The sequence below is a fragment of the Rahnella rivi genome (assembly GCF_019049655.1).
Lineage (GTDB): Bacteria > Pseudomonadota > Gammaproteobacteria > Enterobacterales > Enterobacteriaceae > Rahnella > Rahnella rivi.
The window spans coordinates 454,250-477,874 of the sequence record NZ_JAFMOX010000067.1 but is presented as its reverse complement, the minus strand read 5'-3'; the positions used below and the strand labels follow the sequence as shown (position 1 = coordinate 477,874).

General features: G+C 52.8%; 21 protein-coding genes. 4 read left to right on the top strand and 17 right to left on the bottom strand.

Annotated features, from left to right (window positions below; all coding sequences use genetic code 11):
• Positions 1-50: 50 nt before the first annotated feature.
• From J1779_RS25280 to J1779_RS25250, 7 genes are all read right to left on the bottom strand, one after another.
• On the bottom strand, positions 51-2,006 hold the full coding sequence (locus J1779_RS25280; RefSeq protein ID WP_217205046.1) for an alkyl/aryl-sulfatase: 1,956 nt from the start codon (positions 2,004-2,006) through the stop codon (positions 51-53).
• Positions 2,007-2,499: 493 nt separating this feature from the next.
• Positions 2,500-3,636, bottom strand: a complete 1,137-nt coding sequence (gene hemW / locus J1779_RS25275) for a radical SAM family heme chaperone HemW (protein WP_217205045.1) — start codon at positions 3,634-3,636, stop codon at positions 2,500-2,502.
• Entirely contained in the window at positions 3,629-4,237 is a 609-nt protein-coding gene (locus J1779_RS25270) for an XTP/dITP diphosphatase (RefSeq protein ID WP_122096080.1), read from the bottom strand. The genes hemW and J1779_RS25270 overlap by 8 nt, the downstream gene beginning before the upstream one ends.
• Positions 4,238-4,258: 21 nt before the next feature.
• On the bottom strand, positions 4,259-4,564 hold the full coding sequence (gene yggU / locus J1779_RS25265) for a DUF167 family protein YggU (RefSeq protein WP_056773258.1): 306 nt from the start codon (positions 4,562-4,564) through the stop codon (positions 4,259-4,261).
• Positions 4,561-5,145 carry a YggT family protein gene (locus tag J1779_RS25260; protein WP_122096078.1) on the bottom strand — a complete coding sequence of 195 codons (585 nt, stop codon included), beginning with the start codon at positions 5,143-5,145 and terminating at the stop codon, positions 4,561-4,563. Before J1779_RS25260 ends, yggU begins: the two co-directional genes overlap by 4 nt.
• A gap of 21 nt (positions 5,146-5,166) precedes the next feature.
• Positions 5,167-5,988, bottom strand: a complete 822-nt coding sequence (gene proC, locus J1779_RS25255) for a pyrroline-5-carboxylate reductase (protein WP_217205044.1) — start codon at positions 5,986-5,988, stop codon at positions 5,167-5,169.
• A 61-nt stretch (positions 5,989-6,049) separates the two neighbouring features.
• Positions 6,050-6,778 carry a YggS family pyridoxal phosphate-dependent enzyme gene (locus J1779_RS25250; RefSeq protein ID WP_217205043.1) on the bottom strand — a complete coding sequence of 243 codons (729 nt, stop codon included), beginning with the start codon at positions 6,776-6,778 and terminating at the stop codon, positions 6,050-6,052.
• Positions 6,779-6,800: 22 nt separating this feature from the next.
• Here J1779_RS25250 and J1779_RS25245 point away from each other — a divergent pair, with 22 nt between their 5' ends.
• The gene (locus J1779_RS25245) at positions 6,801-7,823 is read left to right on the top strand and encodes a type IV pilus twitching motility protein PilT (RefSeq protein WP_056773245.1); all 1,023 of its coding nucleotides are present in this window, start codon (positions 6,801-6,803) and stop codon (positions 7,821-7,823) included.
• Here the strand turns inward: J1779_RS25245 and ruvX are convergent.
• From ruvX to metK, 8 genes are all read right to left on the bottom strand, one after another.
• Entirely contained in the window at positions 7,814-8,242 is a 429-nt protein-coding gene (ruvX, locus tag J1779_RS25240; RefSeq protein WP_056773242.1) for a Holliday junction resolvase RuvX, read from the bottom strand. The genes J1779_RS25245 and ruvX overlap by 10 nt on opposite strands.
• Positions 8,242-8,805 carry a YqgE/AlgH family protein gene (locus J1779_RS25235; RefSeq protein WP_056773239.1) on the bottom strand — a complete coding sequence of 188 codons (564 nt, stop codon included), beginning with the start codon at positions 8,803-8,805 and terminating at the stop codon, positions 8,242-8,244. The genes ruvX and J1779_RS25235 overlap by 1 nt, the downstream gene beginning before the upstream one ends.
• A gap of 69 nt (positions 8,806-8,874) precedes the next feature.
• Positions 8,875-9,825, bottom strand: coding sequence for a glutathione synthase (gene gshB, locus J1779_RS25230; protein WP_056773236.1), 951 nt, complete (start codon positions 9,823-9,825; stop codon positions 8,875-8,877).
• Positions 9,826-9,836: 11 nt separating this feature from the next.
• A complete protein-coding gene (gene rsmE / locus J1779_RS25225; protein WP_056773235.1) occupies positions 9,837-10,568 on the bottom strand; it encodes a 16S rRNA (uracil(1498)-N(3))-methyltransferase in 732 nt (243 codons plus the stop codon).
• 100 nt (positions 10,569-10,668) lie between these two features.
• Positions 10,669-11,382, bottom strand: a complete 714-nt coding sequence (gene endA, locus J1779_RS25220) for a deoxyribonuclease I (protein ID WP_217205042.1) — start codon at positions 11,380-11,382, stop codon at positions 10,669-10,671.
• A 93-nt stretch (positions 11,383-11,475) separates the two neighbouring features.
• Positions 11,476-11,997 (bottom strand): SprT family zinc-dependent metalloprotease, encoded by a 522-nt coding sequence (locus tag J1779_RS25215; RefSeq protein WP_056773229.1) that lies wholly within the window; start codon positions 11,995-11,997, stop codon positions 11,476-11,478.
• Between the two features lie 75 nt (positions 11,998-12,072).
• Positions 12,073-13,467, bottom strand: coding sequence for a sugar porter family MFS transporter (locus tag J1779_RS25210; RefSeq protein WP_056773228.1), 1,395 nt, complete (start codon positions 13,465-13,467; stop codon positions 12,073-12,075).
• A gap of 406 nt (positions 13,468-13,873) precedes the next feature.
• A complete protein-coding gene (metK, locus tag J1779_RS25205) occupies positions 13,874-15,025 on the bottom strand; it encodes a methionine adenosyltransferase (protein WP_136375437.1) in 1,152 nt (383 codons plus the stop codon).
• Positions 15,026-15,935: 910 nt separating this feature from the next.
• Between metK and speA the strand changes: the two genes are divergently transcribed.
• Both speA and speB read left to right on the top strand, forming a co-directional pair.
• A complete protein-coding gene (gene speA, locus J1779_RS25200) occupies positions 15,936-17,918 on the top strand; it encodes a biosynthetic arginine decarboxylase (protein ID WP_056773221.1) in 1,983 nt (660 codons plus the stop codon).
• 227 nt (positions 17,919-18,145) lie between these two features.
• On the top strand, positions 18,146-19,069 hold the full coding sequence (gene speB / locus J1779_RS25195) for an agmatinase (RefSeq protein WP_217205065.1): 924 nt from the start codon (positions 18,146-18,148) through the stop codon (positions 19,067-19,069).
• Positions 19,070-19,316: 247 nt separating this feature from the next.
• Here speB and loiP (J1779_RS25190) read toward each other — a convergent pair whose 3' ends face one another.
• Positions 19,317-20,075, bottom strand: coding sequence for a metalloprotease LoiP (gene loiP, locus J1779_RS25190; RefSeq protein ID WP_136375438.1), 759 nt, complete (start codon positions 20,073-20,075; stop codon positions 19,317-19,319).
• A 208-nt stretch (positions 20,076-20,283) separates the two neighbouring features.
• Positions 20,284-21,036 (bottom strand): metalloprotease LoiP, encoded by a 753-nt coding sequence (loiP, locus tag J1779_RS25185; RefSeq protein ID WP_122096072.1) that lies wholly within the window; start codon positions 21,034-21,036, stop codon positions 20,284-20,286.
• Between the two features lie 248 nt (positions 21,037-21,284).
• Here loiP (J1779_RS25185) and tkt point away from each other — a divergent pair, with 248 nt between their 5' ends.
• Entirely contained in the window at positions 21,285-23,279 is a 1,995-nt protein-coding gene (tkt, locus tag J1779_RS25180) for a transketolase (protein WP_217205041.1), read from the top strand.
• The last annotated feature ends 346 nt before the right edge of the window (positions 23,280-23,625 follow it).

Here is a 23,625-nt window from a genome sequence, read left to right as displayed (position 1 = left end):
ATTCCCCTCTGTGCGATGAAATTAACCAGAAAAATCTATTTCACAGAGAGTTATGGCGTAACAATATTGAACATTCCCGGGAACACATCCAGCATATCCTGAAGTTCTTTGATTTTTTCCGGGTCACCGGAAATTTTCATTGCTGAACTGGCCATCACATTTTTCAGTGGCTCACCCTGCATGAATAACCGTGAAAAACTCATTTTATCTGCCATTAATACAGCGTCCGCAGGTGCCGTCGATTTATTCATGTTATAGATGATCACTGAGTTTCTCAGTTCTATGCTATATTCAGTACCATTTGGCAGTTTCCAGTTTATATGTATGTTTTTATTGAGTGCTTTATCCGTGTTCAGGCGAACACCCATATAATCTAAAATAAGTTCAGGATCCATTGCCTCCACCATATCTACGCTGGCCGTACTGATCGGAGGATTATTGGGAATGCCATGACGCAATTCATAGGCCCCCATCAGATACTCATTTCTCCATGTTGCATTTTCTGACTGATAACCCAACTGCTCGAAAGCATCTGCCTGCAGGTCACGTGCGGTTTGATTTTTCGGATCGGCAAAGACCACGTGTTTTAAAACTTCAGCAGCCCAACGATATTCTCCGGCGGCGATCGACTTTTTGGCGTTGGTCAGTACCTGATCTTCTCCGCCCATGAATTCGACATATTTTTTCGCCACTTCAACGGGAGGTAAAGGATCAAGGTCAGCCGGATTACTGTCATACCACCCCATATATCGCTGGTACACAGCTTTAGAATTGTGGCTGACGGAGCCATAGTAACCCCGGTTATACCATTCCTGTGACAAGCCGGGTGGCAGGGTCAGCGTCTCAGCAATTTCATTCATCGTCAGACCTTTATTCACCAGATTGAGCGTCCGGTCATGAATGAATTTAAACAGATCCCGCTGATCAGACAGGTATTTTATGATGTTCTGATTTCCCCAGGTCGGCCACTGGTGTTGAGCAATGACGATCTCAACGTCAGTCCTGTGTTCATTAATGGCAAAATTCAGAACCTTCCACCAGGCACTTGCATCCCGTACCTGCGCCCCGCGTAACGTGTAGAGATTATGCAAGGTATGGGTGGCATCTTCGGCGGTATCCAGCATCTTGAATTGCGGGAACCAGATGAGCATTTCCGTGGGCGCCTCGGTATCTTCGGCCATCTGGAATTGCATCTTAATCCCGCCAATGTCCCGCGTTTCCCCGGTTTTACTGACGGTGTCGGTGGGAGGGATCAGCGTAAATGTTCCAATTGACGTGGTTTTTCCTAAACCGGCATCAACCTGACCGTGAGCACTGCGCGGTAACATCGCCCCATATTGATACAGCGTTCTTCTGCTCATGGCATTTCCCGCCAGGACATTCTCACTGACGGCTTCTTTCATGAATCCTTCCGGGGCAATAATACTGACTTTACCCGCCGCGAGATCTTTTTCATCCACCACACCACGTACGCCGCCATAATGATCCGCGTGGCTGTGCGTATAAATGACCGCGATGACGGGTTTAAAAGGACGGTGCGCGTAGTAGAGTTTTAATCCGGCACGGGCAACCTCGGTGGTGACCAGAGGATCAATGATAATAATGCCTTTTTCAGCCTCAATAATGGTCATATCCGAAAGATCAAACCCTCTGATCTGATATACGGAGTCGGTAACTTTAAATAAACCGTTGAGTAAGTTTAATTTAGCGATACGCCACAGGCTGGGGTTAACCGTGTCAGGTGCATCACCTTTAATAAAACCATAGCTTTCCATATTCCACGATATTCCTCCCGCAGAATCTTTAATCACTGTTGGCGTCAGTGTTGCTATAAAACCTTTACTGGCGTTCTGAAAATCCGTCTGGTCAGAAAAAGGCAACCCCTTATAGACTGCCTGATTTAAGGCTTTGGTATATGAGCTGGCATCCTTTGGTAATTCAACAGAAAAGACAGAGTAACTGCTGATTGTCAGCGCCAGTGCCAGCGCAATTTTTGATATTTTCATTTGATTCCTTAACAAAATTGATAATTGCATTTATTGCGGCACTTAAATTAATTGAAGCTGTTTTATTTGTTAAGGATCTAAAACCCCTAAGAAGATTAGCCGACTACTAATTCTGATTATAATAATAACATTTGAAATTAGTACCAAGCACATTTGTTATTTATATTAGTAAGTTGGCGGTAATTTTTAGCAAGGATGAATTTCATGAGGTTAATATTAAAATATTGAATTGTTTATTTTTACCCTGTTTCACTGATTGCCCTTCAGGCGGAAGTTCTTTTAAATAAAAGAGTGGAAATATCAGAGAAAGGAAAATTTCAATATAAACAGAGGGTGGTGACAAAATGATTCGTAGTGTATGGAAGTATTAATGAAATGTGCCCCTTATCAGCGGACAGAGGCTTATTTTTGTTTGTACCTGAACATAAAAAAAGGTGAAGTCAGATCAGTGACTTCACCTTTTTTAATGTTAATCATAAATATTCGGAATCAATTACCCGGCCAAAAACAGCTCAAGCAGCGAATTCAGGAACAGTTTGCCTTTGCGGGTGATCTGCCAGTGCGTGTCGGTTTCCACCAGATATTCTTTGGCGATCGCTTCATCCAGCTGCGCGCGGATCACCGATTCATCAAGTCCGGTATAAAACCCAAACTCTTCACGCGGAGCCGCTTCCAGCAGGCGAAAACGGTTCATGAAAAATTCAAACGGCAAATCGTCGGTTTCAACCTGATGCTGTTTGTCCATGTAACGCCCCTGCATGTAACCGCGCGGGTGTTTCGTTTTCACGGTTCGCAGGATTTGCCCGTCAGGCTGCGTCAGTTTGCCGTGCGCGCCACAACCGATGCCGAGGTAATCCCCGAAACGCCAGTAGTTGAGGTTGTGCTGGCACTGATAGCCCGGTTTGGCATACGCCGAGGTTTCATACTGCTGATAACCGGCTGCGGTGAGCAGCTTGTCGCCTTGCTCGAAAATGTCCCACAGCGCGTCGTCATCCGGCAGTTTTGGCGGACGTGAGGCGTACAGGGTGTTGGGCTCGATTGTCAGCTGATACCACGACAAATGCGGTGGGTTGAGCGCGATGGCCTGGCGTAAATCATCCAGCGCCTCTTCCAGGGTCTGATCCGGCAAGCCGTGCATCAGATCCAAATTGAAACTGCGCAGGTTCAGGCCGGTGGCGAGATGCGCCGCGCGCCGCGCTTCTTCCGGGCCATGAATGCGCCCCAGACGCTCCAGCTTGAGGGCATCGAAACTTTGCACACCAATCGAGATACGGTTCACCCCGGCGCGCTGATACGCGCTGAAACGGTCTGCTTCAACGGTACCAGGGTTGGCTTCCATAGTGATTTCGGCATCGGCATCGAGGGGTAAACGCGCCCGTACGCCGTCGAGCAGGTTTTGCATCGCTTCGCTGCTCAGCAGGCTTGGTGTTCCGCCGCCGATAAAAATTGTCCCTACGCTGCGATCGCCCACCAGAGGCAGATCGGCATCCAGATCGGCCAGCAGATGTGCGACATAATCGTCGTGCGGCACTTCGCCCTTTAACGCGTGCGAGTTGAAATCGCAGTAAGGGCACTTTTGCACGCACCACGGGATATGAATGTAGAGACTCAGCGGCGGTAACTTACGCATTCTTTTGGACAGCCTCTTTCATCGCGGCAAGCAGCAGTTTCAGCGCCTGACCACGGTGAGATACCGCGCTCTTTTCTTCGCGCGTCAGTTCCGCTGCGGTTTTGCCCAGCTCAGGAACGTAGAAAATCGGATCATAACCAAAACCGCCCGCGCCTGCTTCGGCAAAAGTAATCTCACCAGCCCAACTGCCGTGGCACACCAGCGGCGTAGGGTCTTCTGCGTGGCGCATGTAAACCAGTACGCAGTGGAACTGCGCATTGCGCTGGCCCTGCGGCACGTCTTTGAGCGCCACTAACAGCTTATCGAGGTTTTGCTGATCGCTGGCATCGATTCCTGCGTAGCGGGCGGAGTAAATCCCCGGCGCGCCTCCCAGAAAATCCACGGCCAGACCGGAGTCATCGGCAATCGCCGGTAAACCGGTTTCGGCTGCGGCGTGACGGGCTTTCAGGATGGCGTTCTCAATGAACGTCAGACCGGTTTCTTCTGCCGATTCAACACCGAGTTCAGTTTGCGCGACCACGTCCAGCCCGAAATCGGCCAGAAGATGTGCGAGCTCACGCACTTTACCGGCGTTGCCGGTAGCTAATACGACTTTCTGCATGGGAGAGTCCTGACGTAAACGTTATTCTGCGAGCAGTACCGCGACCTCAGTCGGGATATTTTGCGGATGGATAATGCGGACTTGTTTATGGCGGCCCAGCTCGCCCTTTTCAATACTGACCTGACTTTTGGCGACTTTAAACTGTTTGGCGAGAAATTTCACCAAGTGCGTATTCGCCTGTCCGTCAACCGGCGGTGCGGTGATGGCGACTTTAAGTTCGTCGCCATGCAAACCGACCAGGCTGTCACGGCTGGCTTTGGGCTGGATAACCAGCCGCAAAACCAGGTCGTCTGACTGCCAGTAAACCGGGGAGAGGCCTGATGTCATTGAGCGAGCAGGGCATTCGAGGTGAAGAAATCCTGCGTCCAAAGCCCGCCGAGCAGATCCATACCGAGATAGTTCAGCATGTAGAGAATCAAAATCACAATCATCGCTGAAAAATCAATCCCGCCCATGGCCGGCAAAACGCGGCGGATGGGTGCCATCAGGGGTTCAGTAAGCTGCATCAGCAGAAAATCCATTGGTCCGCGCCCCTGGCTTACCCAACTCATCAGTGAGCGGATAATAATCAACCAGAAGACCAATAACCCGGCAGCCTTCACCAGGCTAATCAGACCCACAAGTAACATGATGGGTTCTAACGGGAAAACCCCGTACTTGATCAGGAAAAATAACGGTAATTTCAGCGTGGTAATGATGAAAGCCAGCAACAAGCTCGCGCTGTCAATTGGCCCAAGCGGTGGAAGAATCCGACGCAATGGCCGGATGACCGGTTGTGTAATCTTCACCACAAACTGAGAAAACGGATTATAAAAATCAGTACGAGCCCACTGCATCCAGATGCGCAGCAGTAAAACCATGACGTAGAGGTCAATCAATGTGTTGACCAGGAAAGTCAGCGTTAACATGCGTTACCTTTGATATGTAAATTAAAACAGTTTTTCCATTTCCTGCGCGCGGGTAATGGCGGCCTGCATGGCCACGGAGACAATCTCCGGTAATTTGCGATCGTTGAAAACTTTCAGTGCTTCAAAGGTGGTGCCGCCTTTGGAGGTCACATTCTCACGCAGTTGTGACAATGGCGTGTCCGGGCTGGCAGCCACTAACGCGGTCGCGCCGCTGGCGGCCTGTTCAACCAGCATCCGTGCGGCATCTGCGCTGAAACCTAAACGCTGCGCTTCAGCCTGCATTGCTTCCATAAACAGGAAGAAATAGGCCGGGGCGCTGCCTGCGGCGGCAATAATGTGGTTGATACCTTCTTCGGTATCGACCCAGCAGATTTTGCCGACCGCGGTCATCAGTTCACCGCTGTAATCGCGGTCTGCCTGTGAAACCTGTTCCGGTGCGTAAAGCCCGCTCATGCCTTTCCCGACAAGGGATGGCGTGTTCGGCATGATGCGCACAATGTTCAGATCCTCTCCCAGCAACTCACAAAAACGAGCGACGCTGACGCCTGCGGCAATCGACAGTACCAGTTTGCCGCTAAAATCCACGTCTTTTTGCAGTGCTTTACACACGTCAGCCATCATTTGTGGTTTGACTGAGAGCACAATGACATCCGCTTCTTTGGCGCAGCCACTGTTATCGCTGCTGCTCTTCACGCCGTACTTTTCAGCCAGCGCATCGCGATGTGTGGTCGACGGGGCACAGACGCTGATAAGCGTCGCCGGATAACCACTTTCGACCAGACCCGAAATGATCGCACCAGCCATGTTACCTGCGCCGATGAAACAGAGTTTACGGTGTTGCATAAGTGCTCCTCGTTTTATGGGGACTTCATTGAGCCATTCAAGAGTAAAGCAGTAAACCGCCTCAGGCCGGTGATTGCTTTTCGCTGTAATCACGGGCCCCAAAAATGGCGGTACCGATACGAACCAGGGTGCTGCCTGCGGCAATCGCGGCGGGCATATCATCGGTCATGCCCATGGACAGCGTATCGGCCTGCGGGCAGACAGCCTGTAAGGTGTTCAGCGCGTCGCGCATCTGACCGAAGACTTCGGTTTGCCGTGCATAATCGGTTTCTGCGGCAGGGATCGCCATCAGACCGCGCAGCGTCAGGTTGGGCATCGACATGATTTGCGTCGCCAGTTCGGTGATTTCACCCACGCGAATGCCGGATTTGCTGGCCTCATCGCTGATGTTCACCTGAATCAATACCTGTAACGGCGGCAAGCCCGCCGGGCGCTGATCGTTGAGGCGCTGGGCGATTTTCAGCCGATCAATGGTGTGGCACCAGTCGAAGTTTTCCGCCACTAAACGGCTTTTGTTCGACTGCAGAGGGCCAATAAAGTGCCAGGTCAGCGCAGGCTGATGCCCGGCGAAGTGGGCAATTTTATCCACCCCTTCCTGCACGTAGTTTTCACCAAACACATACTGACCGGCAGCGATCGCTTCTTCGACAGCGCTCGCAGGTTTGGTTTTGCTCACTGCAAGCAAGGTAATTTCTTCTGAAGGCCTGCCGCAAAGCTGTGCAGCGGCTGCGATTTTCTCGCGGACATTCTGTAAATTCTGCGCAATAGCGTTTTGCTGACTAAGGCTCATAGGGACTCAGGAGGATTTCAACATGGATATTGATGGATTAGTGGTGCGTAGTGTAAAGCAAAATGCCTCCGATCTGCACCTTTGTACCGGCTATCCGCCGATGTTGCGCATTGATGGCGAATTATGTTGCTGCGACGACATGCCGGTGCTTAAGGCTTCGCAGATGCAGGCGCTCAGTGGCCAGTGGCTGGACGACGCGCAACAGGAGACGCTGCAACAGGCCGGACAGGTCGATAAAGCCCTGACGCTGGGCGGTGGCGTACGGATGCGGCTCAACGTTTTCCGCCAATGGCACGGGCTGTCTGCCGCGCTGCGGCCAATCCCCGCCCGTTGCCCCGATCTGCACATGCTGCTGGCGCCTGAAATCTTGCAGCAAATCATCTTGCAGGAGGATGGCCTGATTCTGGTCACCGGTGCCACGGGAAGCGGTAAATCCACCACGCTGGCGGCGTTGATTGATCATCTGAACAGCCATGTAAAGCGCCATATCATTACGCTGGAAGATCCTATCGAGCTCATTCACACCAGCAGGCAATGTCTGATCCAGCAGCGCGAACTCGGGCTGCATACGCGTTCCTTCGGCGAAGCCGTGCGGGGTGCGCTGCGTGAAGATCCGGATGTGCTGTTACTCGGCGAACTGCGGGACAGCGACAGTATCCGGCTGGCGCTGACGGCGGCGGAAACCGGGCATCTGGTACTGGCGACCTTACATACGCGCAATGCGACGCAGGCTATCGACCGGATGGTTGACGTGTTCCCGGCTGAAGAAAAAGCGTTTGTGCGGGCGCAGCTGGCGGGCAGTTTGCGGGCGGTGGTTGCGCAGAAACTGGTGCTGACAAAGGCCGGCGAAGATAAAAAAGCGGGCAGGGTGGCGTTATTTGAGGTGCTGACATCGACGCCAGCGGTGTGCAATTTGATCCGGGAGGGGAAAACGCATCAGCTGGCCGACATCCTGCAAACCGGCGCACAGGCCGGAATGCAGACTTTTGCACAAAGCCGCCAGCAGCGGCAGAGTGCCGGATTACTGGCGCAAGATCAGGACTGACTCCATTGCTTTTCAAACCAGCTTTCCAGAATGATCACCGCAGAAGCGGCATCGACGCTGCCTTTGTCGAGTGCGCGAAAACCGCCACGGTCGAACAAATCGGCGCGTGCTTCCACGGTGCTCAGGCGTTCGTCGTGCAGCTCTACCTGGACGCCAAACCGGCCATGCAGACGGTTAGCAAATTTGCGCGCGCGGGCGGTCAGCGGCTGTTCGGTGCCGTCCATGTTCAGCGGCAGGCCAACCACCACGACATCCGGCAGCCACTCTTTCAGCAGTTTTTCAATCTTCTGCCAGTCGGGTGTGCCGTCCTGCGCTTTAAACGAGGTCAGCGGACGTGCGGTGCCCGTGACTTCCTGACCAATGGCCAGGCCGATGCTTTTGGTACCAAAGTCGAAGGCAAAAACCGTGCGGTTAGCCATTATGCGTGCCCTGCGTGGGTGGCGAGCTGGCTCACATCAATGCCGATCATTTTTGCGGCTTCACGCCAGCGGTCGGCAATCGGTGTGCGAAACAGAATATCGCTGCTGGCTTCAATGGTCAGCCAGGCATTATCCAGCAGTTCTTTTTCCAGCTGTCCCTGTTCCCATGCGGCGTAACCGAGCGCCACCAGCACATCTTTTGGCTGGTCCGGCGTACCCAGTGTTTCCAGCACGTCTTTGGAGGTGGTGATCATGGTGCTGTCAGAGATGCGAATGCTGGAGCCAAAACCTTCGCGCGGCGTATGCAGGATAAAACCGCGATCGTCGGCCAGCGGGCCGCCGGAAAACACCGGACGATCGAGGCGGATAGTCGGGTCGCGGGGTTCCGGGCTGATATCCAGCTTATCGAGGACATTTTCAATGGTGAAATCATCGACCAGCTTGTTGATCACCAGACCCATTGCGCCATCTTCATTGTGTTCGCAGATATAGACAACAGAACGTTTGAACTGGGGTTCATCCAGCCCGGGCATCGCAATAAGAAAGTGATGTTGTAGATTCATGGTATGCAGGATGGTTAACCTCAGGAAAATGATGGCGCAGCCAGCCGCGCCATCGTGTAGCAAAGAACGTTAGCGCGCAGCCAGACGCTTTTCAATGGCATCCATCAGCATGCCGGTCACCGAGATCGGGAAGGCGGCTTCGATTTCACGCGCACAGGTTGGGCTGGTGACGTTAATCTCGGTCAGACGATCGCCGATGATATCCAGACCGACAAAGATCAGGCCTTTCTGCTTAAGGATTGGCGCGACGGTGCGGGCAATCGCCCAGTCACTTTCGCTCAGCGGACGCGCTTCACCACGGCCACCGGCGGCCAGATTGCCACGGGTTTCGCCCTGCGCAGGAATACGTGCCAGACAGTAAGGCACCGGTTCGCCATCGACCACCAGCACGCGTTTGTCACCGTCTTTGATCGCTGGCAGGTAGTTTTGCGCCATACAGAAACGGCTGCCGTGTTCGGTCAGGGTTTCGATCACCACAGAGACGTTCGCGTCTTCCGGTTTCAGACGGAAAATAGACGCGCCGCCCATGCCGTCGAGCGGCTTGAGGATCACGTCAGTGTGTTCTTTGTGGAAGGCTTTCAGCTGGGCCGAGTTGCGGGTCACCAGCGTATCCGGCGTCAGTTCCGGGAACCATGCGGTGAAAAGCTTTTCGTTACAGTCCCGCAGGCTCTGCGGTTTGTTGACGATGAGCGTGCCTTTTTCTTCCGCGCGTTCGAGGATATAAGTCGCATAAATGAATTCGGTATCGAATGGCGGATCCTTACGCATCAGGATCACGTCCAGTTCCTGCAGGGCGATATCCTGCTCAGTACCAAACTCATACCAGCCGTCGTAATCCTGCTTCACGCTAAGCTTTTTGGTGGTCGCACGGCCTTCGCCGCCGCGCAGATACAGGGAATTCATTTCCATGTAGTGCAGTTCGTAACCACGACTCTGCGCGTCCAGCAACATAGCGAAACTGGTGTCTTTTTTGATGTTGATGGATGAAATCGGGTCCATCACGATGCCAAGCTTAATCATTTGGTCTCCTCTTAACCCAGATCGCCGAAACGAACCTGTAAGGCCGTTATCGCGGTGAGTGCTGTGGTTTCTGTACGCAGAACGCGGGGTCCCAGCAGGATATCAGTAAATCCGTAGCCGGAGGTCATTGCAATTTCGTCGGCGGATAAACCGCCTTCCGGGCCAATCAGCAGGCGAACATGTTTCACCGGCAGCGGCAGGGTATTAATGCTGTGACTGGCGCGCGGATGCAGGTTCAGCTTCAGGCTGTCATCCTGCTCGGCACACCAGGCTTCGAGCTGCATCGCCGGGCGAATTTCCGGGATGCGGTTGCGGCCACATTGCTCGCAGGCGGCAATGGCGATTTTCTGCCACTGCTGCAATTTTTTCTCCAGACGCTCGCCGTCCAGTTTGACGCCGCAACGTTCCGAGAACAGCGGCGTAATGGTGTTCGCACCCAGCTCAATGGATTTCTGAATGGTGAATTCCATTTTGTCGCCGCGCGAAATCACCTGTCCGAGATGCAGATTCAGCGGTGATTCGTTGTCCGACAACACACCTTCACTCAGGCTGACGCGCACACTCTTCTTATCCACCTGCGTAATGCTGGCCTCGAAGACCTGATTGCTGCCGTCAAATAATTGAATCGCCTGACCGGGCTGCATACGCAGAACGCGTCCGACGTGGTTAGCGGCGTCTTCGCACAGCGCAATATCGCTGTGGGCGGTCAATGTTTCCGGGTGATAAATGCGGGGGATGCGCATGTGTGGCAGCTGTCCTTAACGTGTTTGAGCGGGCTATTTTGTCGTGATTAGCCCGCATTGTCGCGAGCTAATGTGCCCTGATGATGTGTTTAATACTAAGTTAGCCTTTTCGCTCAGCGCAAGCCTGCTGAACGTACGGGTTATGATTTCCCTGCACACGGGCGATACGGTTATCGCGCTCACATTCCCAGGCCGTCACCGGATACTGACGGGCCCACGCGGTGAACAGCTGGGTTTGCTGGCGGGAAAGATTCAGTTTGTACTGATCACGCATATAGAAATAGGTGCGGGCGATGGCGCCACGGGCGCGGGCTGGCGGCTCAGCTGCCTTGGCTTTGAAATCGACTTTCATCTCGCAGCGCCCGTACTGGCCTTCGCCGCCGTTCCACTGGCTGTACATGAAGTTATTGCGGTCGCCGTTCACTTCGCCGATCGCCGGTTCCAGGTTGTGCAGGTCAGTTTCTATCTGACGGTAATCGGCGTTTTTCGCACAATTTTTACGACCGCCATCCTGCCAGCATTGCATCTGGTGGCCAAACTGCCATGCGGGCATCACGTGCTCCCACTCGATCCGGCTGGCGCGTTGTTCGCTTTTGCGCACCGCGTACCCGCAGGATTTGAGATCAGGCGTGCCTTTTTTGCCCTGCCAGCTGATGTCGCAGCCGCAATAAAAAGAGGGGGCACCCTGATTGATTTTCACCGCAGCGGCTTTGGCCTGGCTGAAATTATTGATGGCGTTGCCGGACTGGCTGAGGGCGCTGACCGGTGCGAGTACTGCGATAAACAGAAAGGCTGAAAGTGTTTTGCGAAACATGTTTCTGAATGACCTGATGTGAAAAGGTCGGAAGGGTAACGGATGCGGCGCGGCGTGACAATCGGACATTGATGCTATTGAGTGATTGAAATTTCAGCCATTAGTGGTGCCTTTAGCATTGAAATGTAACAGCTCGCCGCAATGACGGCAGCGATATTCCGACTCTTTACGCATCACTTTATTGTGGCGGCGCACGGTCAGGTGGTGATCGCGACAGGCGCATAAATACGGATAGGTTTTACTCTGTACGGACGCCACTTCGAATTTGTGCGTGCGGCTGGCGCTGACGCCAAGCACATGCTCCATCATCCAGCGCCACTCCTTGCCATGCGGGGCCGGCGCGCGGCCAAACCGGCGATAAACCAGAAGATGCGCCAGTTCGTGCGGCACCACTTCATCAATAAAAGGCTGCTGATTTTCCTGTAATAACACCGGATTCAGCCGGATTTGCCAGTGTTGCAGGTACGCGCTGCCCGCGCTGGTGCCGCGTTGCTGGTAGGTGATTTCCGGTTCCGTATAGTCGGTGCCAAAAAACTGATTTGCCATCAGGAGTTTTTCCCGCAGGCAGCGCATAACCGCTTGTTGCAGGGCGATGGGGAGACGTGAGGTTTTCATCTGGCGAAGGATAAATCTGCAGGGGGAGAGATGCAATATGGAATTCCTCCCCTTTGCAGGGGAGGAATTTGACGCTTACTTACCGATGTCGCGCAGTGCTTCGCCTTTCATCAGATTGCGTTCGATGTGTTCCAGAGACACGTTCTTCGTCTCAGGGATCAACGCAATGGTGATGAAGATGAAGACCACGTTCAGCGCGGCGTACACCCAGAAGGTGTTGGCGTTGCCCAGGCTTTCCAGCATGGTCAGGAAGGTGGCACCGACGATCATATTGGCAATCCAGTTGGTCGCAGTAGAGACAGTGATACCAAAATCACGGCCTTTCAGCGGCTGAATTTCAGAACACAGTACCCAGATCAACGGACCGGCACTCATGGCGAAGCCCACGATGAACATCAGCAGCATCGCGATGGAGAAATATTTCGCAAAGTCTGATTCCACGCCGATATGCAGCATTGTCCCCAGAATACCCATGCCCACAGCCATTACCAGGAAGCCCAGTTTCAGCGTAGGTTTACGACCCCAGCGGTCAACCAGACCAATGGCAATGAAGGTCGCCAGAACGTTGACCAGACCGACGATCACCGTGCCCCACATCTGCTGCGAGGTACTGGCGAAACCGGCAATGCCGAAGATTTTCGGAGCGTAATACATGATGACGTTCATACCGGTGAACTGCTGCATCACCTGCAACAAAATCCCGAGGTAGACCGCACGACGGAAGTTTTTGTTATTGATGAACAAACCCCAGCCGCTCTGTTTAACTTTCAGGCTTTCACGGATTTCATCCAGTTCGCTTTTTGCCTGCGCCGTGGAGTCACGCAGTTTTTCCAGTACGCGGCGGGCTTTGTCGTCATTGCCACGTGCGGCGAGCCAGCGCGGGCTGTCCGGCAGGAAGAACACGCCCACCAGCAACAGCAGGGCAGGGATGGTGATCACGCCCAGCATCCAGCGCCATGCGCCGGTGTAGCTGAAAGCGGTATCGGACAGGTACGCCGCCAGAATACCGATGGTAATCATCAGCTGGTACATGGAAATCATGCTGCCACGGATTTTCTCGGGAGCGATTTCTGACAGGTAAATAGGCGCGGTGTAAGACGCGACACCCACCGCCAGACCCAGCAGCACGCGGGCGACGATCAGCACTTCAGTGTTTGGCGCGAAGGCGGAACACAGTGAACCGACAACGAACAGCACTGCGCCGATCATCAGGCTGTATTTACGCCCCAGACGGAAGTTGAGCCAGCCACTGCCGACCGCACCGACCGCAGCACCAAACATCATTGAGCTGACCACCCACTCCTGCTGATGGTTAGTGATCTGAAAATCATGGCTGATAAAGGGCAATGCGCCAGCGATGACACCAATATCCAGACCGAACAAAAGCCCGGCCAGTGCAGCGAGAAAACAGACAAAGAAAGTCACGCTTTTGTTTGAGCGTTTTCCTTTGGTCGACGTTGAGTTGTTCATCCGGTCTCCAAAATAGTGCAATCGTTTAGTGTTTGTAATAATGCTTAGGCTGTTATGTTATTAACCCTGCTCCCAGCTTAACGTGAACCCGGTCACAGTGTTGTAATCGTTTACACTAATGGCGATGTTCAGGATTGTTGTTTTGGAAGGGATTCAAAGAGATGCAAAGCAGGAAGGGGTTAAGCAGACCAATTAATAGTGCATAAATTGATATATATCAATCAAAATTCTGTTTCAAACTTTTACCTATTGAAATAATGCATTGGTTAATAACGAATTATTATCTGTAACCGTTTTCATTGAACAGGGCGTGGGTGATTTTTTCAGACTTTTTACCGGAAAAAGAGCAATAAAAAACCCTGCCACAAGGGCAGGGTCAGGCAGGCAGAATTGTCTGAAAAGGGAATTACAGACCTGCAGCGTCACGCAACTGAGCGGCACGGTCGGTTTTTTCCCAAGGGAAATGTTCGCGACCAAAGTGACCGTATGCAGCGGTTTCTTTGTAGATTGGGTGCAGCAGATCCATCATCTGGATCAGACCGTATGGACGCAGATCGAAGAACTCGCGCACCAGTAAGGTCAGTTGCTCGTTGGAAATTTTACCGGTACCGAAAGTTTCCACCATGATGGAAGTCGGTTCCGCCACGCCGATGGCGTAAGACACCTGGATTTCACAACGATCGGCCAGACCCGCAGCCACGATGTTTTTCGCAACGTAACGCGCAGCGTAAGCCGCTGAACGGTCAACTTTAGACGGATCTTTACCTGAGAACGCACCGCCACCGTGACGGGCCATACCGCCGTAGGTATCAACGATGATTTTACGACCGGTCAGACCGCAGTCACCCATAGGGCCGCCGATAACGAAACGGCCAGTCGGGTTGATGTGGTATTTGGTGCCCGCGTTCAGCCATTCTGCCGGAAGAACAGGTTTGATGATTTCTTCCATCACCGCTTCCTGCAAATCTTTCAGCGCGATGTCTTCAGAGTGCTGAGTGGACAGCACAACCGCATCGATACCGACAATTTTTCCTTCGTCATACTGGAAAGTGACCTGGCTTTTCGCATCAGGGCGCAGCCATGGCAAGGTGCCGGATTTACGGACTTCAGCCTGACGCTGCACCAGACGGTGTGCGTAAGTGATCGGTGCTGGCATCAGCACGTCGGTTTCGTTGGTGGCATAACCAAACATCAGACCCTGGTCGCCCGCGCCTTGTTCCAGCGGGTCCTGACGGTCAACGCCCTGGTTGATGTCCGGCGATTGCTTACCGATAGCGCTCAGTACGGCACAGGAATTGGCATCGAAGCCCATCTGAGAATTGACGTAGCCAATTTCACGGATGGTCTGACGGGTGATTTCCTCTACGTCGACCCAGGCGGAAGTGGTGATTTCACCGCCCACCAGGACCATGCCGGTCTTGACATAAGTTTCACATGCAACACGTGCTTTCGGGTCTTGTTCTAAAATCGCGTCCAGTACGGCATCGGAAATCTGGTCAGCAATTTTATCTGGATGTCCTTCGGAAACTGATTCGGACGTGAAGAGGTGTTTAGCCATTATGTTCTTTACCTTCATACGACGGGTTAGATATCACTGCATAGCACTGGGGAGACTGGCAGATGAGGAGCTATGCTCGCCATTGTCGCAATGCGTCCTGCATGTCCCCATAAGGCAAAGCCTTGAAGCAGTTTGACGGTCAATCCTTGATCCCCTGTAATGCGAATGGTCGGGGGGTGTTACGGACGGATTAACATCTGGACGGCTATTTTAGGATAGCAGGTGTTCTGAAAGCCAGTCATTTTTGTGATGAAGATGGCGTTTTTGTGCGCCATGGCAGTGATATTCACGTGCTGAAACCATCCCGGCCGCATTTTCATTTTGCATTTACAGCAGGTTGCCGGTATAAACGGCGCGCGCCCGGCACTTTCTCGACGCCAGCGTATCCCAGTAATTACTGTTTTCTCAGCTCGAATGCCCGCGGGTGATGCGTGGCACGTGTGGAGGTGGTTAGGTTAATGACCCACTTTTTACCGATTGTTACATTTCAACAGCATCCCCGGCAGACACTGTTCATTGCTGCTGCACGCCTTTCTGAAAAATTTCTGTCATCAATCCGATGTTATAAACACTCTGTCCGCCGGACAGCCGCGTTTATGCAGCCTGACTACAGACAGCTCAGTTTGCGACATCCGGACGCTACTCAGCCAAATCGGGCCGGTTAACAGCCGCTTCCCCCATAAAAACTGACGTAGCCTGCAACCTTAGGGGCATTATTCCTATTGGTTTCTTCTGACCCGTTCCACGGAGTCTAATGATGAATTCTATAATCACATGAGTGAAAAACAGTTTGCGAACCCTGGCGCGCAGGTTTTTATCCTGTCTGAAAGCCAGCCTTGCGGGTTGTTCTCACCTGTTGTTACTGCGATAGTGGCTGGCCATGTTGTCAGTGTAGAAAGAGGATTTACCTATGTCTGATGACATCCAGTCCCACCGTCCGTCACATGCGGGCGATACCGTTTCTTTGCGCTCCATGCAGGAGGTTGCCGTGAACGATCGTGATGCCAGCAAGATGCTGCGCACTTACAACGTTGCCTATTGGGGTAACAATTATTATGACGTCAACGAACTGGGCCACATCAGTGTTTGCCCGGATCCGGACGTCCCTTCCGCACGCGTGGATCTGGCGCAACTGGTGAAAGACATGCGCGAGCAGGACGGCCAACGTCTGCCAGCGCTGTTCTGTTTCCCACAAATTTTGCAGCACCGTCTGCGTTCGATTAACGCAGCGTTTAAACGCGCCCGTGAATCGTTCGGCTATGAGGGTGACTACTTCCTGGTTTACCCGATCAAGGTTAACCAGCATCGCCGCGTGATCGAATCTCTGGTGGAATCCGGCGAACCGCTGGGTCTGGAAGCCGGTTCGAAAGCTGAACTGATGGCGGTTCTGGCCCATGCGGGCATGACCCGTTCGGTGATTGTTTGTAACGGCTATAAAGACCGTGAATACATTCGTCTGGCGCTGATCGGCGAGAAGCTCGGCCACAAGGTGTATCTGGTTATCGAGAAGATGACTGAGATTAAGCTGGTGCTGGAAGAAGCTGAACGTCTGAACGTCATCCCGCGTCTGGGCGTGCGTGCGCGTCTGTCTTCGCAAGGTTCGGGCAAATGGCAGTCCAGCGGCGGCGAGAAATCCAAATTCGGTCTGGCGGCTTCTCAGGTTCTGCAACTAGTTGAAATGTTGCGTGACGCAGGGCGTCTGGAAAGCCTGCAACTGCTGCACTTCCACCTGGGTTCTCAGCTGGCGAATATCCGTGATATTTCCACCGGCGTGCGTGAATCTGCGCGTTTCTATGTGGAACTGCACAAACTGGGCGTCAACATTCAGTGCTTCGACGTTGGCGGCGGTTTGGGTGTGGATTACGAAGGGACCCGCTCGCAGTCTGACTGCTCGGTGAACTACGGCCTGAACGAATATGCCAACAACGTGATCTGGGGGATCGGCGATGCCTGTAATGAACACGGCCTGCCGCATCCGACGGTCATCACCGAGTCTGGCCGTGCCGTCACCGCGCACCACACCGTGCTGGTGTCGAACATCATCGGCGTTGAGCGCAACGAGTTTAAAGATCCGGTTCAGCCTGAAGCTGATGCGCCACGTGCGCTCAGCAGCATGTGGGATACCTGGAATGAAATGCACGATCCGGAAAACCGTCGTTCGCTGCGTGAATGGCTGCATGACAGCCAGATGGATCTGCACGATGTTCATTCGCAATATGCGCACGGGATTTTGGATCTGACGCAGCGCGCCTGGGCGGAAGACATCTACCTGAATATCTGCAACAAAATTCAGGATCAGCTGGATCCGAGCAACCGTGCACACCGTCCGATCATCGACGAATTGCAGGAACGTATGGCGGACAAACTGTACGTCAACTTCTCGCTGTTCCAGTCAATGCCGGATGCGTGGGGTATCGATCAGCTGTTCCCGGTTCTGCCGCTGGAAGGTCTGGATAAACCGCCGGTGGGTCGCGCTGTACTGCTCGACATCACCTGTGACTCCGACGGGACTATCGATCACTACATCGATGGCGACGGCGTGGCGACCACCATGCCGATGCCTCCGTATGACCCGGAAAATCCGCCAGTGCTCGGCTTCTTTATGGTCGGTGCTTATCAGGAAATTCTCGGCAACATGCACAACCTGTTCGGTGATACCGCCGCGGTGGACGTGTTCGTCTTCCCTGACGGCAGCATTGAGGTGCAGCAGTCCGATGAGGGCGATACCGTTGCCGACATGCTGGAATACGTTCAGCTGGATCCGAACGTTCTGCTGGCCCGTTTCCGCGATCAGGTGAAAGAAACCGATCTGGATGCCGATTTGCAGGCGCAGTTTGTTGAAGAGTTTGAGGCCGGTTTATACGGTTACACGTATCTGGAAGAAGACGAGTAAGCGTGCGCACTCATCAGATTTGAAAGTAAGCCGGCTTGAAGCTAAGCCGGATTAAGGTAAAATTCGCGCCAACGGGCGTCTTTTGCTGCGCAGCATGAATTCCATAAATCCCTTTCTCGTCGGGCTAACGACGCGATGGGGATTTTTTTTCATCTATACTTCATCACGTTGTGTCGCAGCAGGCGTCACAACGATGTTAAAAGAGGACATTGTTTATGAGCAAATTAGTGAGCACCTTAGGCAATCAGCCTGATAACTCTCTGGTTTCCAACGCATTTGGTTTTCTGCGTTTTCCGCTGAACTTCCAGCCGTACACTGCGGAAGCTGACTGGGTCATCACCGGTATTCCTTTCGATATGGCCACATCTGGTCGCTCAGGCGCACGCCTTGGCCCTGCGGCTATCCGTCAGGTTTCTGTAAATCTGGCCTGGGAAGGTCAGCGCTGGCCGTGGGATTTCGATCTGCGCGATCGTCTGAATGTCATCGACTGCGGTGATCTGGTGTTTAACTTCGGTGATGCACAGGATTTGACAGACAAACTGCAACAGCATGCAGAAAAAGTGCTGGCATCCGGCAAGCGTATGCTCTCTTTCGGCGGCGACCACTTCGTGACCCTGCCACTGCTGCGCGCACACGCCAAACACTTTGGCAAAATGGCGCTGGTGCATTTCGATGCGCACACCGACACCTATTCTAACGGCAGCAAATTCGACCACGGCACGATGTTCTTCCATGCGCCGAACGAAGGCCTGATCGATGCTGACCACTCTGTGCAGATCGGCATCCGTACCGAATTCGATAAAAATCTGGGCTTCACCGTTCTGGATGCTGCACAAGTTAACGACCGCACCGTGGATGATATCCTGGCGCAGGTGAAGCAGATCGTCGGCGATCTGCCGGTTTACCTGAGCTTCGACATTGACTGCCTGGATCCGGCGCACGCACCGGGCACGGGCACACCGGTTATCGGCGGCCTGACTTCTGATCGCGCGCTGAAACTGGTTCGTGGCCTGAAAGATCTGGATCTGGATATCGTGGGTATGGATATCGTGGAAGTGGCTCCGGCTTACGACCAGTCAGAAATCACCGCTCTGGCCGCTGCGACACTGGCGCTGGAAATGCTGCACGTGCAGGCCTTTAAAAAAGGCTGATTGTCAGACGCTGTCATCTCGTTCAAAGGCACCTTTCTGGTGCCTTTTTTATTTTTATCATGAATGTTTAAATTGAAATCAATTCATGAGTTTTATAAAAAAGTCATCTTCCCGGTTATTTTATTGCCTTTGTTTATCTCCCGTTCCGCGAGTCCGGACAGGTTACACCACGGCTGAACATTCTTTGGCTCATAAAAAACGCAGAGCTTACTCAGCTCTGCGCTGCCATTCATTTTTGCCACAGGCGTTATTTATCCTGAGCCATACGCTCTTTCATGTGATCGGCACGTTCCTGTGAAGGCGGATGCGAGCTGAATAAACTCTTCTCACTGCCAGCGCTCATTTTCGCCAGCTTCTCAAATGCTGTTACCAGCCCTTTTGTCGGCAGGTTGCGCTTTTTCAGCAAGTCATAAGAATAATCATCCGCGTCAGATTCCTGTTTCTGAGAGAACTGTGCGTTGATAAGTTCCTCACCCAGATCTGCCAGCTGGGTACTGGAAAGTTGCCCGGCGACACCTCCGGCGGCGCCCGCAGCATTGTGTGCGGCAGAGGCGCTGTAGGCGACCTGCATGGCTTTTCTGGTATGGCCCAGTGCGACGTGGCCCATTTCGTGGCCCAGCACGCCTTCGACTTCGTCGTCTGTCATCATGTCCATCAGCCCGCTGTATACACGGATACAGCCGTTTGCCATTGCCCACGCGTTCACGTCGCTGGTGAGGTAAACTTTATAATTCGCGGGTGTGCCGTTGATGTTGTCGCCGAGATTTTTGGCGATTTTATTCAGGCGTTTGGTGTATTTGCTTTTTGTTGAGGCAATTTTTGATTCAGAATCCATGGCTTTACAGGCGCCGTCGGTCATATTTCTGACATCCTGATCGGTCAGCGTGGCCGCCTTATAAGCATCCGAACCGGACTTCATTAATGCGTCGGTATTGACTGAACCGTTCTGGCAGCCACTTAATAATAAAGCCACGCCTAGCGCGACTGAGGTAATACGAAATTTCATAATCCATCTTCCTTTGACAGTTAAATAAAAACAATGCGCAGGAAGAATAACCAAACAAAGTCACTAAGCGAGAAAAACAGACGCAAGGGAATTATTTTCAGATTCTGTGCAGAGTACTTTTATTTAATTGGAAAATTAAGGAATTTTCAGAAAGTGTTTTATGAAGTAATAAAAGAGATGCACCTGATCATGCATCTCTTTTTTTATATTATTTGCCAGCGGCAATACGCTCGCGAATATGTTTTGCACGGGCTTCTGAAGAAGGGTGATCGTCAAACCAGCCAATACTGCTGCCCTGATCGAGTTTTGCCAGTTTCTCAAAGCTGGTCGCCAGACCCGTTGGATCGATGCCGCGTTTTTTCAACAGATCGAACGAGTAATCATCGGCTTCGGATTCCTGCTTCTGGGAGAACTGTGCGTTAACGTATTTCTCGCCCAGATCCGCCAGCTGCGATTGCGACAGGGTGGCACTGACGCCGCCCAGCGAGGAAATCGCGGAACGCGCAGCGGTAGCGCTGTACGCCACCTGCATGGCTTTACGGGTGTGGCCGAGTGCGACGTGGCCCATTTCGTGACCGAGCACGCCCTCAACTTCGTTATCGTTCATCATGTCCATCAGACCGCTGTAAACGCGAATACAGCCGTTGGCCATCGCCCAGGCATTGACGTCTTTCGTCAGGTACACCTTGTAGTTGGCCGGCGTGCCGTTGATGTTATCACCCAGGGCCGCCGAGATTTTTTTCAGGCGCTGAGCATATTCGCTGCTGTCTGGCGCGATTTGCGCTTTTTTATCCATTTCTTCACAGGACTGGACGCTGAGGGTTTTCACATCGGCATCGCTCAGGGTGTAAGCCTGATACGCCTGTGCGCCGGATTGCATTAAGGTATCGGTATTCACTGTCGCACAACCGCTCATCAGCGTGGTGGCCAACAGGCTCAACATAACAGGACGAAATTTCATCAATTCAGATTCCCAGAAAAAGTGAACAAAACAGGTAATGCAGCCCAAAACAGGCTCTCATTGTAAGAATAGCGTTAAGGTAGGATTTTCGCAGTGCCCGATCTATAGTGTAAGTCCGAAAAAACGCACTGATTTAAAAGCGTATTCTGTGAACTTCATCACGTGAGTGATTAGAGATTGCCGATTTAATGCCGAGTCTGAGAAAATGACTTCCTTGACTGCTTTATTAATCCGACCTGGAGTAGAACATGTCCTCTCGTAAAGAGCTTGCGAACGCAATCCGCGCACTTAGTATGGATGCCGTGCAGAAAGCGAATTCCGGCCACCCTGGCGCCCCTATGGGCATGGCTGACATTGCCGAAGTCCTCTGGCGTGACTACCTGAACCATAACCCGACCAACCCTAACTGGGCTGACCGCGACCGCTTCGTGCTGTCCAATGGTCACGGTTCAATGCTGATTTACAGCCTGCTGCATCTCACAGGTTATGATCTGCCAATCAGCGAACTGGCGAACTTCCGTCAGTTGCATTCCAAAACCCCAGGCCACCCTGAGTACGGTTATACCGCGGGCGTAGAAACCACGACCGGCCCGCTGGGTCAGGGCATCGCCAATGCCGTCGGTTTTGCCATTGCAGAACGCACGCTGGCTGCGCAATTCAATAAACCAGGCCACGACATTGTTAACCACCAGACCTATGCGTTCCTGGGTGATGGTTGCATGATGGAAGGTATTTCTCACGAAGTATGTTCACTGGCCGGTACCATGAAACTCGGGAAACTGACCGCGTTTTATGATGACAACGGTATTTCCATCGATGGCCACGTTGAAGGCTGGTTCACCGATGATACCGCAGCGCGTTTCGAAGCTTACGGCTGGCACGTCGTGCGTGGCGTGGATGGTCACAACCCTGACGCCATCAAAGCGGCTATCGAAGAAGCACACAACGTCACCGATAAACCTTCCCTGCTGATGTGCAAAACCGTGATCGGTTTCGGTTCGCCGAACAAAGCCGGTACGCATGATGTGCACGGCGCGGCGCTGGGTGCTGCTGAAGTGGCAGCAACCCGTGAAGCACTGGGCTGGAAATACGCTGCCTTTGAAATTCCACAGGATATCTACGCGCAGTGGGATGCTAAAGAAGTCGGTAAGGCTAAAGAAGCCGCATGGGATGATAAATTCGCAGCCTATGCCAAAGCCCATCCTGAACTGGCAAAAGAGTTCAAACGCCGCGTGAACGGCGAGCTGCCAGCAAACTGGGAAGCTGACGCGCAGAAATTTATCGAAGAGTTGCAGGCTAATCCTGCCAACATCGCCAGCCGTAAAGCGTCTCAGAATGCGCTGGAAGCTTTCGGTAAAGTGTTGCCTGAATTCCTGGGTGGCTCTGCTGACCTGGCACCAAGTAACCTGACTATGTGGTCTGGTTCCAAGTCTATCGGTGACGATCAGGCGGGTAACTACATCCATTACGGTGTGCGTGAATTCGGTATGACCGCCATCACCAATGGTATCGCGCTGCACGGCGGTTTCCTGCCGTACTCTGCGACCTTCCTGATGTTTGTCGAATATGCGCGTAATGCCGTGCGTATGGCTGCGCTGATGAAAATCCGCAACGTGTTCGTTTACACCCATGACTCTATCGGTCTGGGCGAAGACGGCCCGACGCACCAGCCGGTTGAGCAAATCGCCAGCCTGCGCGTGACGCCAAACATGAGCACCTGGCGTCCGGCGGATCAGGTTGAATCTGCCGTGGCATGGAAATACGCAATTGAGCGTAACGACGGCCCGGTTACCTTGATCTTCTCCCGTCAGAACCTGACCCAGCAACCACGTACCGCTGAGCAACTGGCAAACGTGGCACGCGGCGGTTATATCCTGAAAGATTGCGACGGTACGCCGGAAGTGATCCTGATTGCGACCGGTTCTGAAGTCGGTATCACCGTGGAAGCGGCTGATAAGCTGGCGGCAGCGGGCACGAAAGTACGCGTTGTGTCCATGCCATCTACTGATGCCTTCGACAAACAGGATGCGGCTTACCGTGAATCTGTCCTGCCGAAAGCCGTTTCTGCACGTGTTGCGGTTGAAGCAGGTATCGCTGACTACTGGTTCAAATACGTGGGCCTGAATGGCGCAATCATCGGTATGCACAGCTTCGGCGAATCTGCTCCGGCAGACCTGCTGTTCAAAGAGTTCGGTTTCACTGTAGACAACGTCGTTGCTCAGGCACAGGCGCTGTTGAAGTAATTCTGCTCATAGCGATTTCTTAAAAGCACCTTCGGGTGCTTTTTTTTTACGTCAAAATGCATGGGTGGCACGCCGTTTTCCCGCCAAATGACACAGGTCAAACCCTTCTGGCGCAAACCCCGGTAAACTCGCACCCTTCTGAAAGTGTTTCAATCTGTCGGTTTTTGAGAATAATCACTGTTCGAAAGGTGATGAAAAAGTAAAATCACTGTGAATACGCGGATTTGCATGACGTTTTTTTAAGCGATTGACGCGATTCGCACAGCGAAATTCGGGGAATTATTCCTTTTAGACAGGGTTTGGTTTATTCTCAGCTGAACCGTTTCAGTCAGGCTAATTGAGCTTA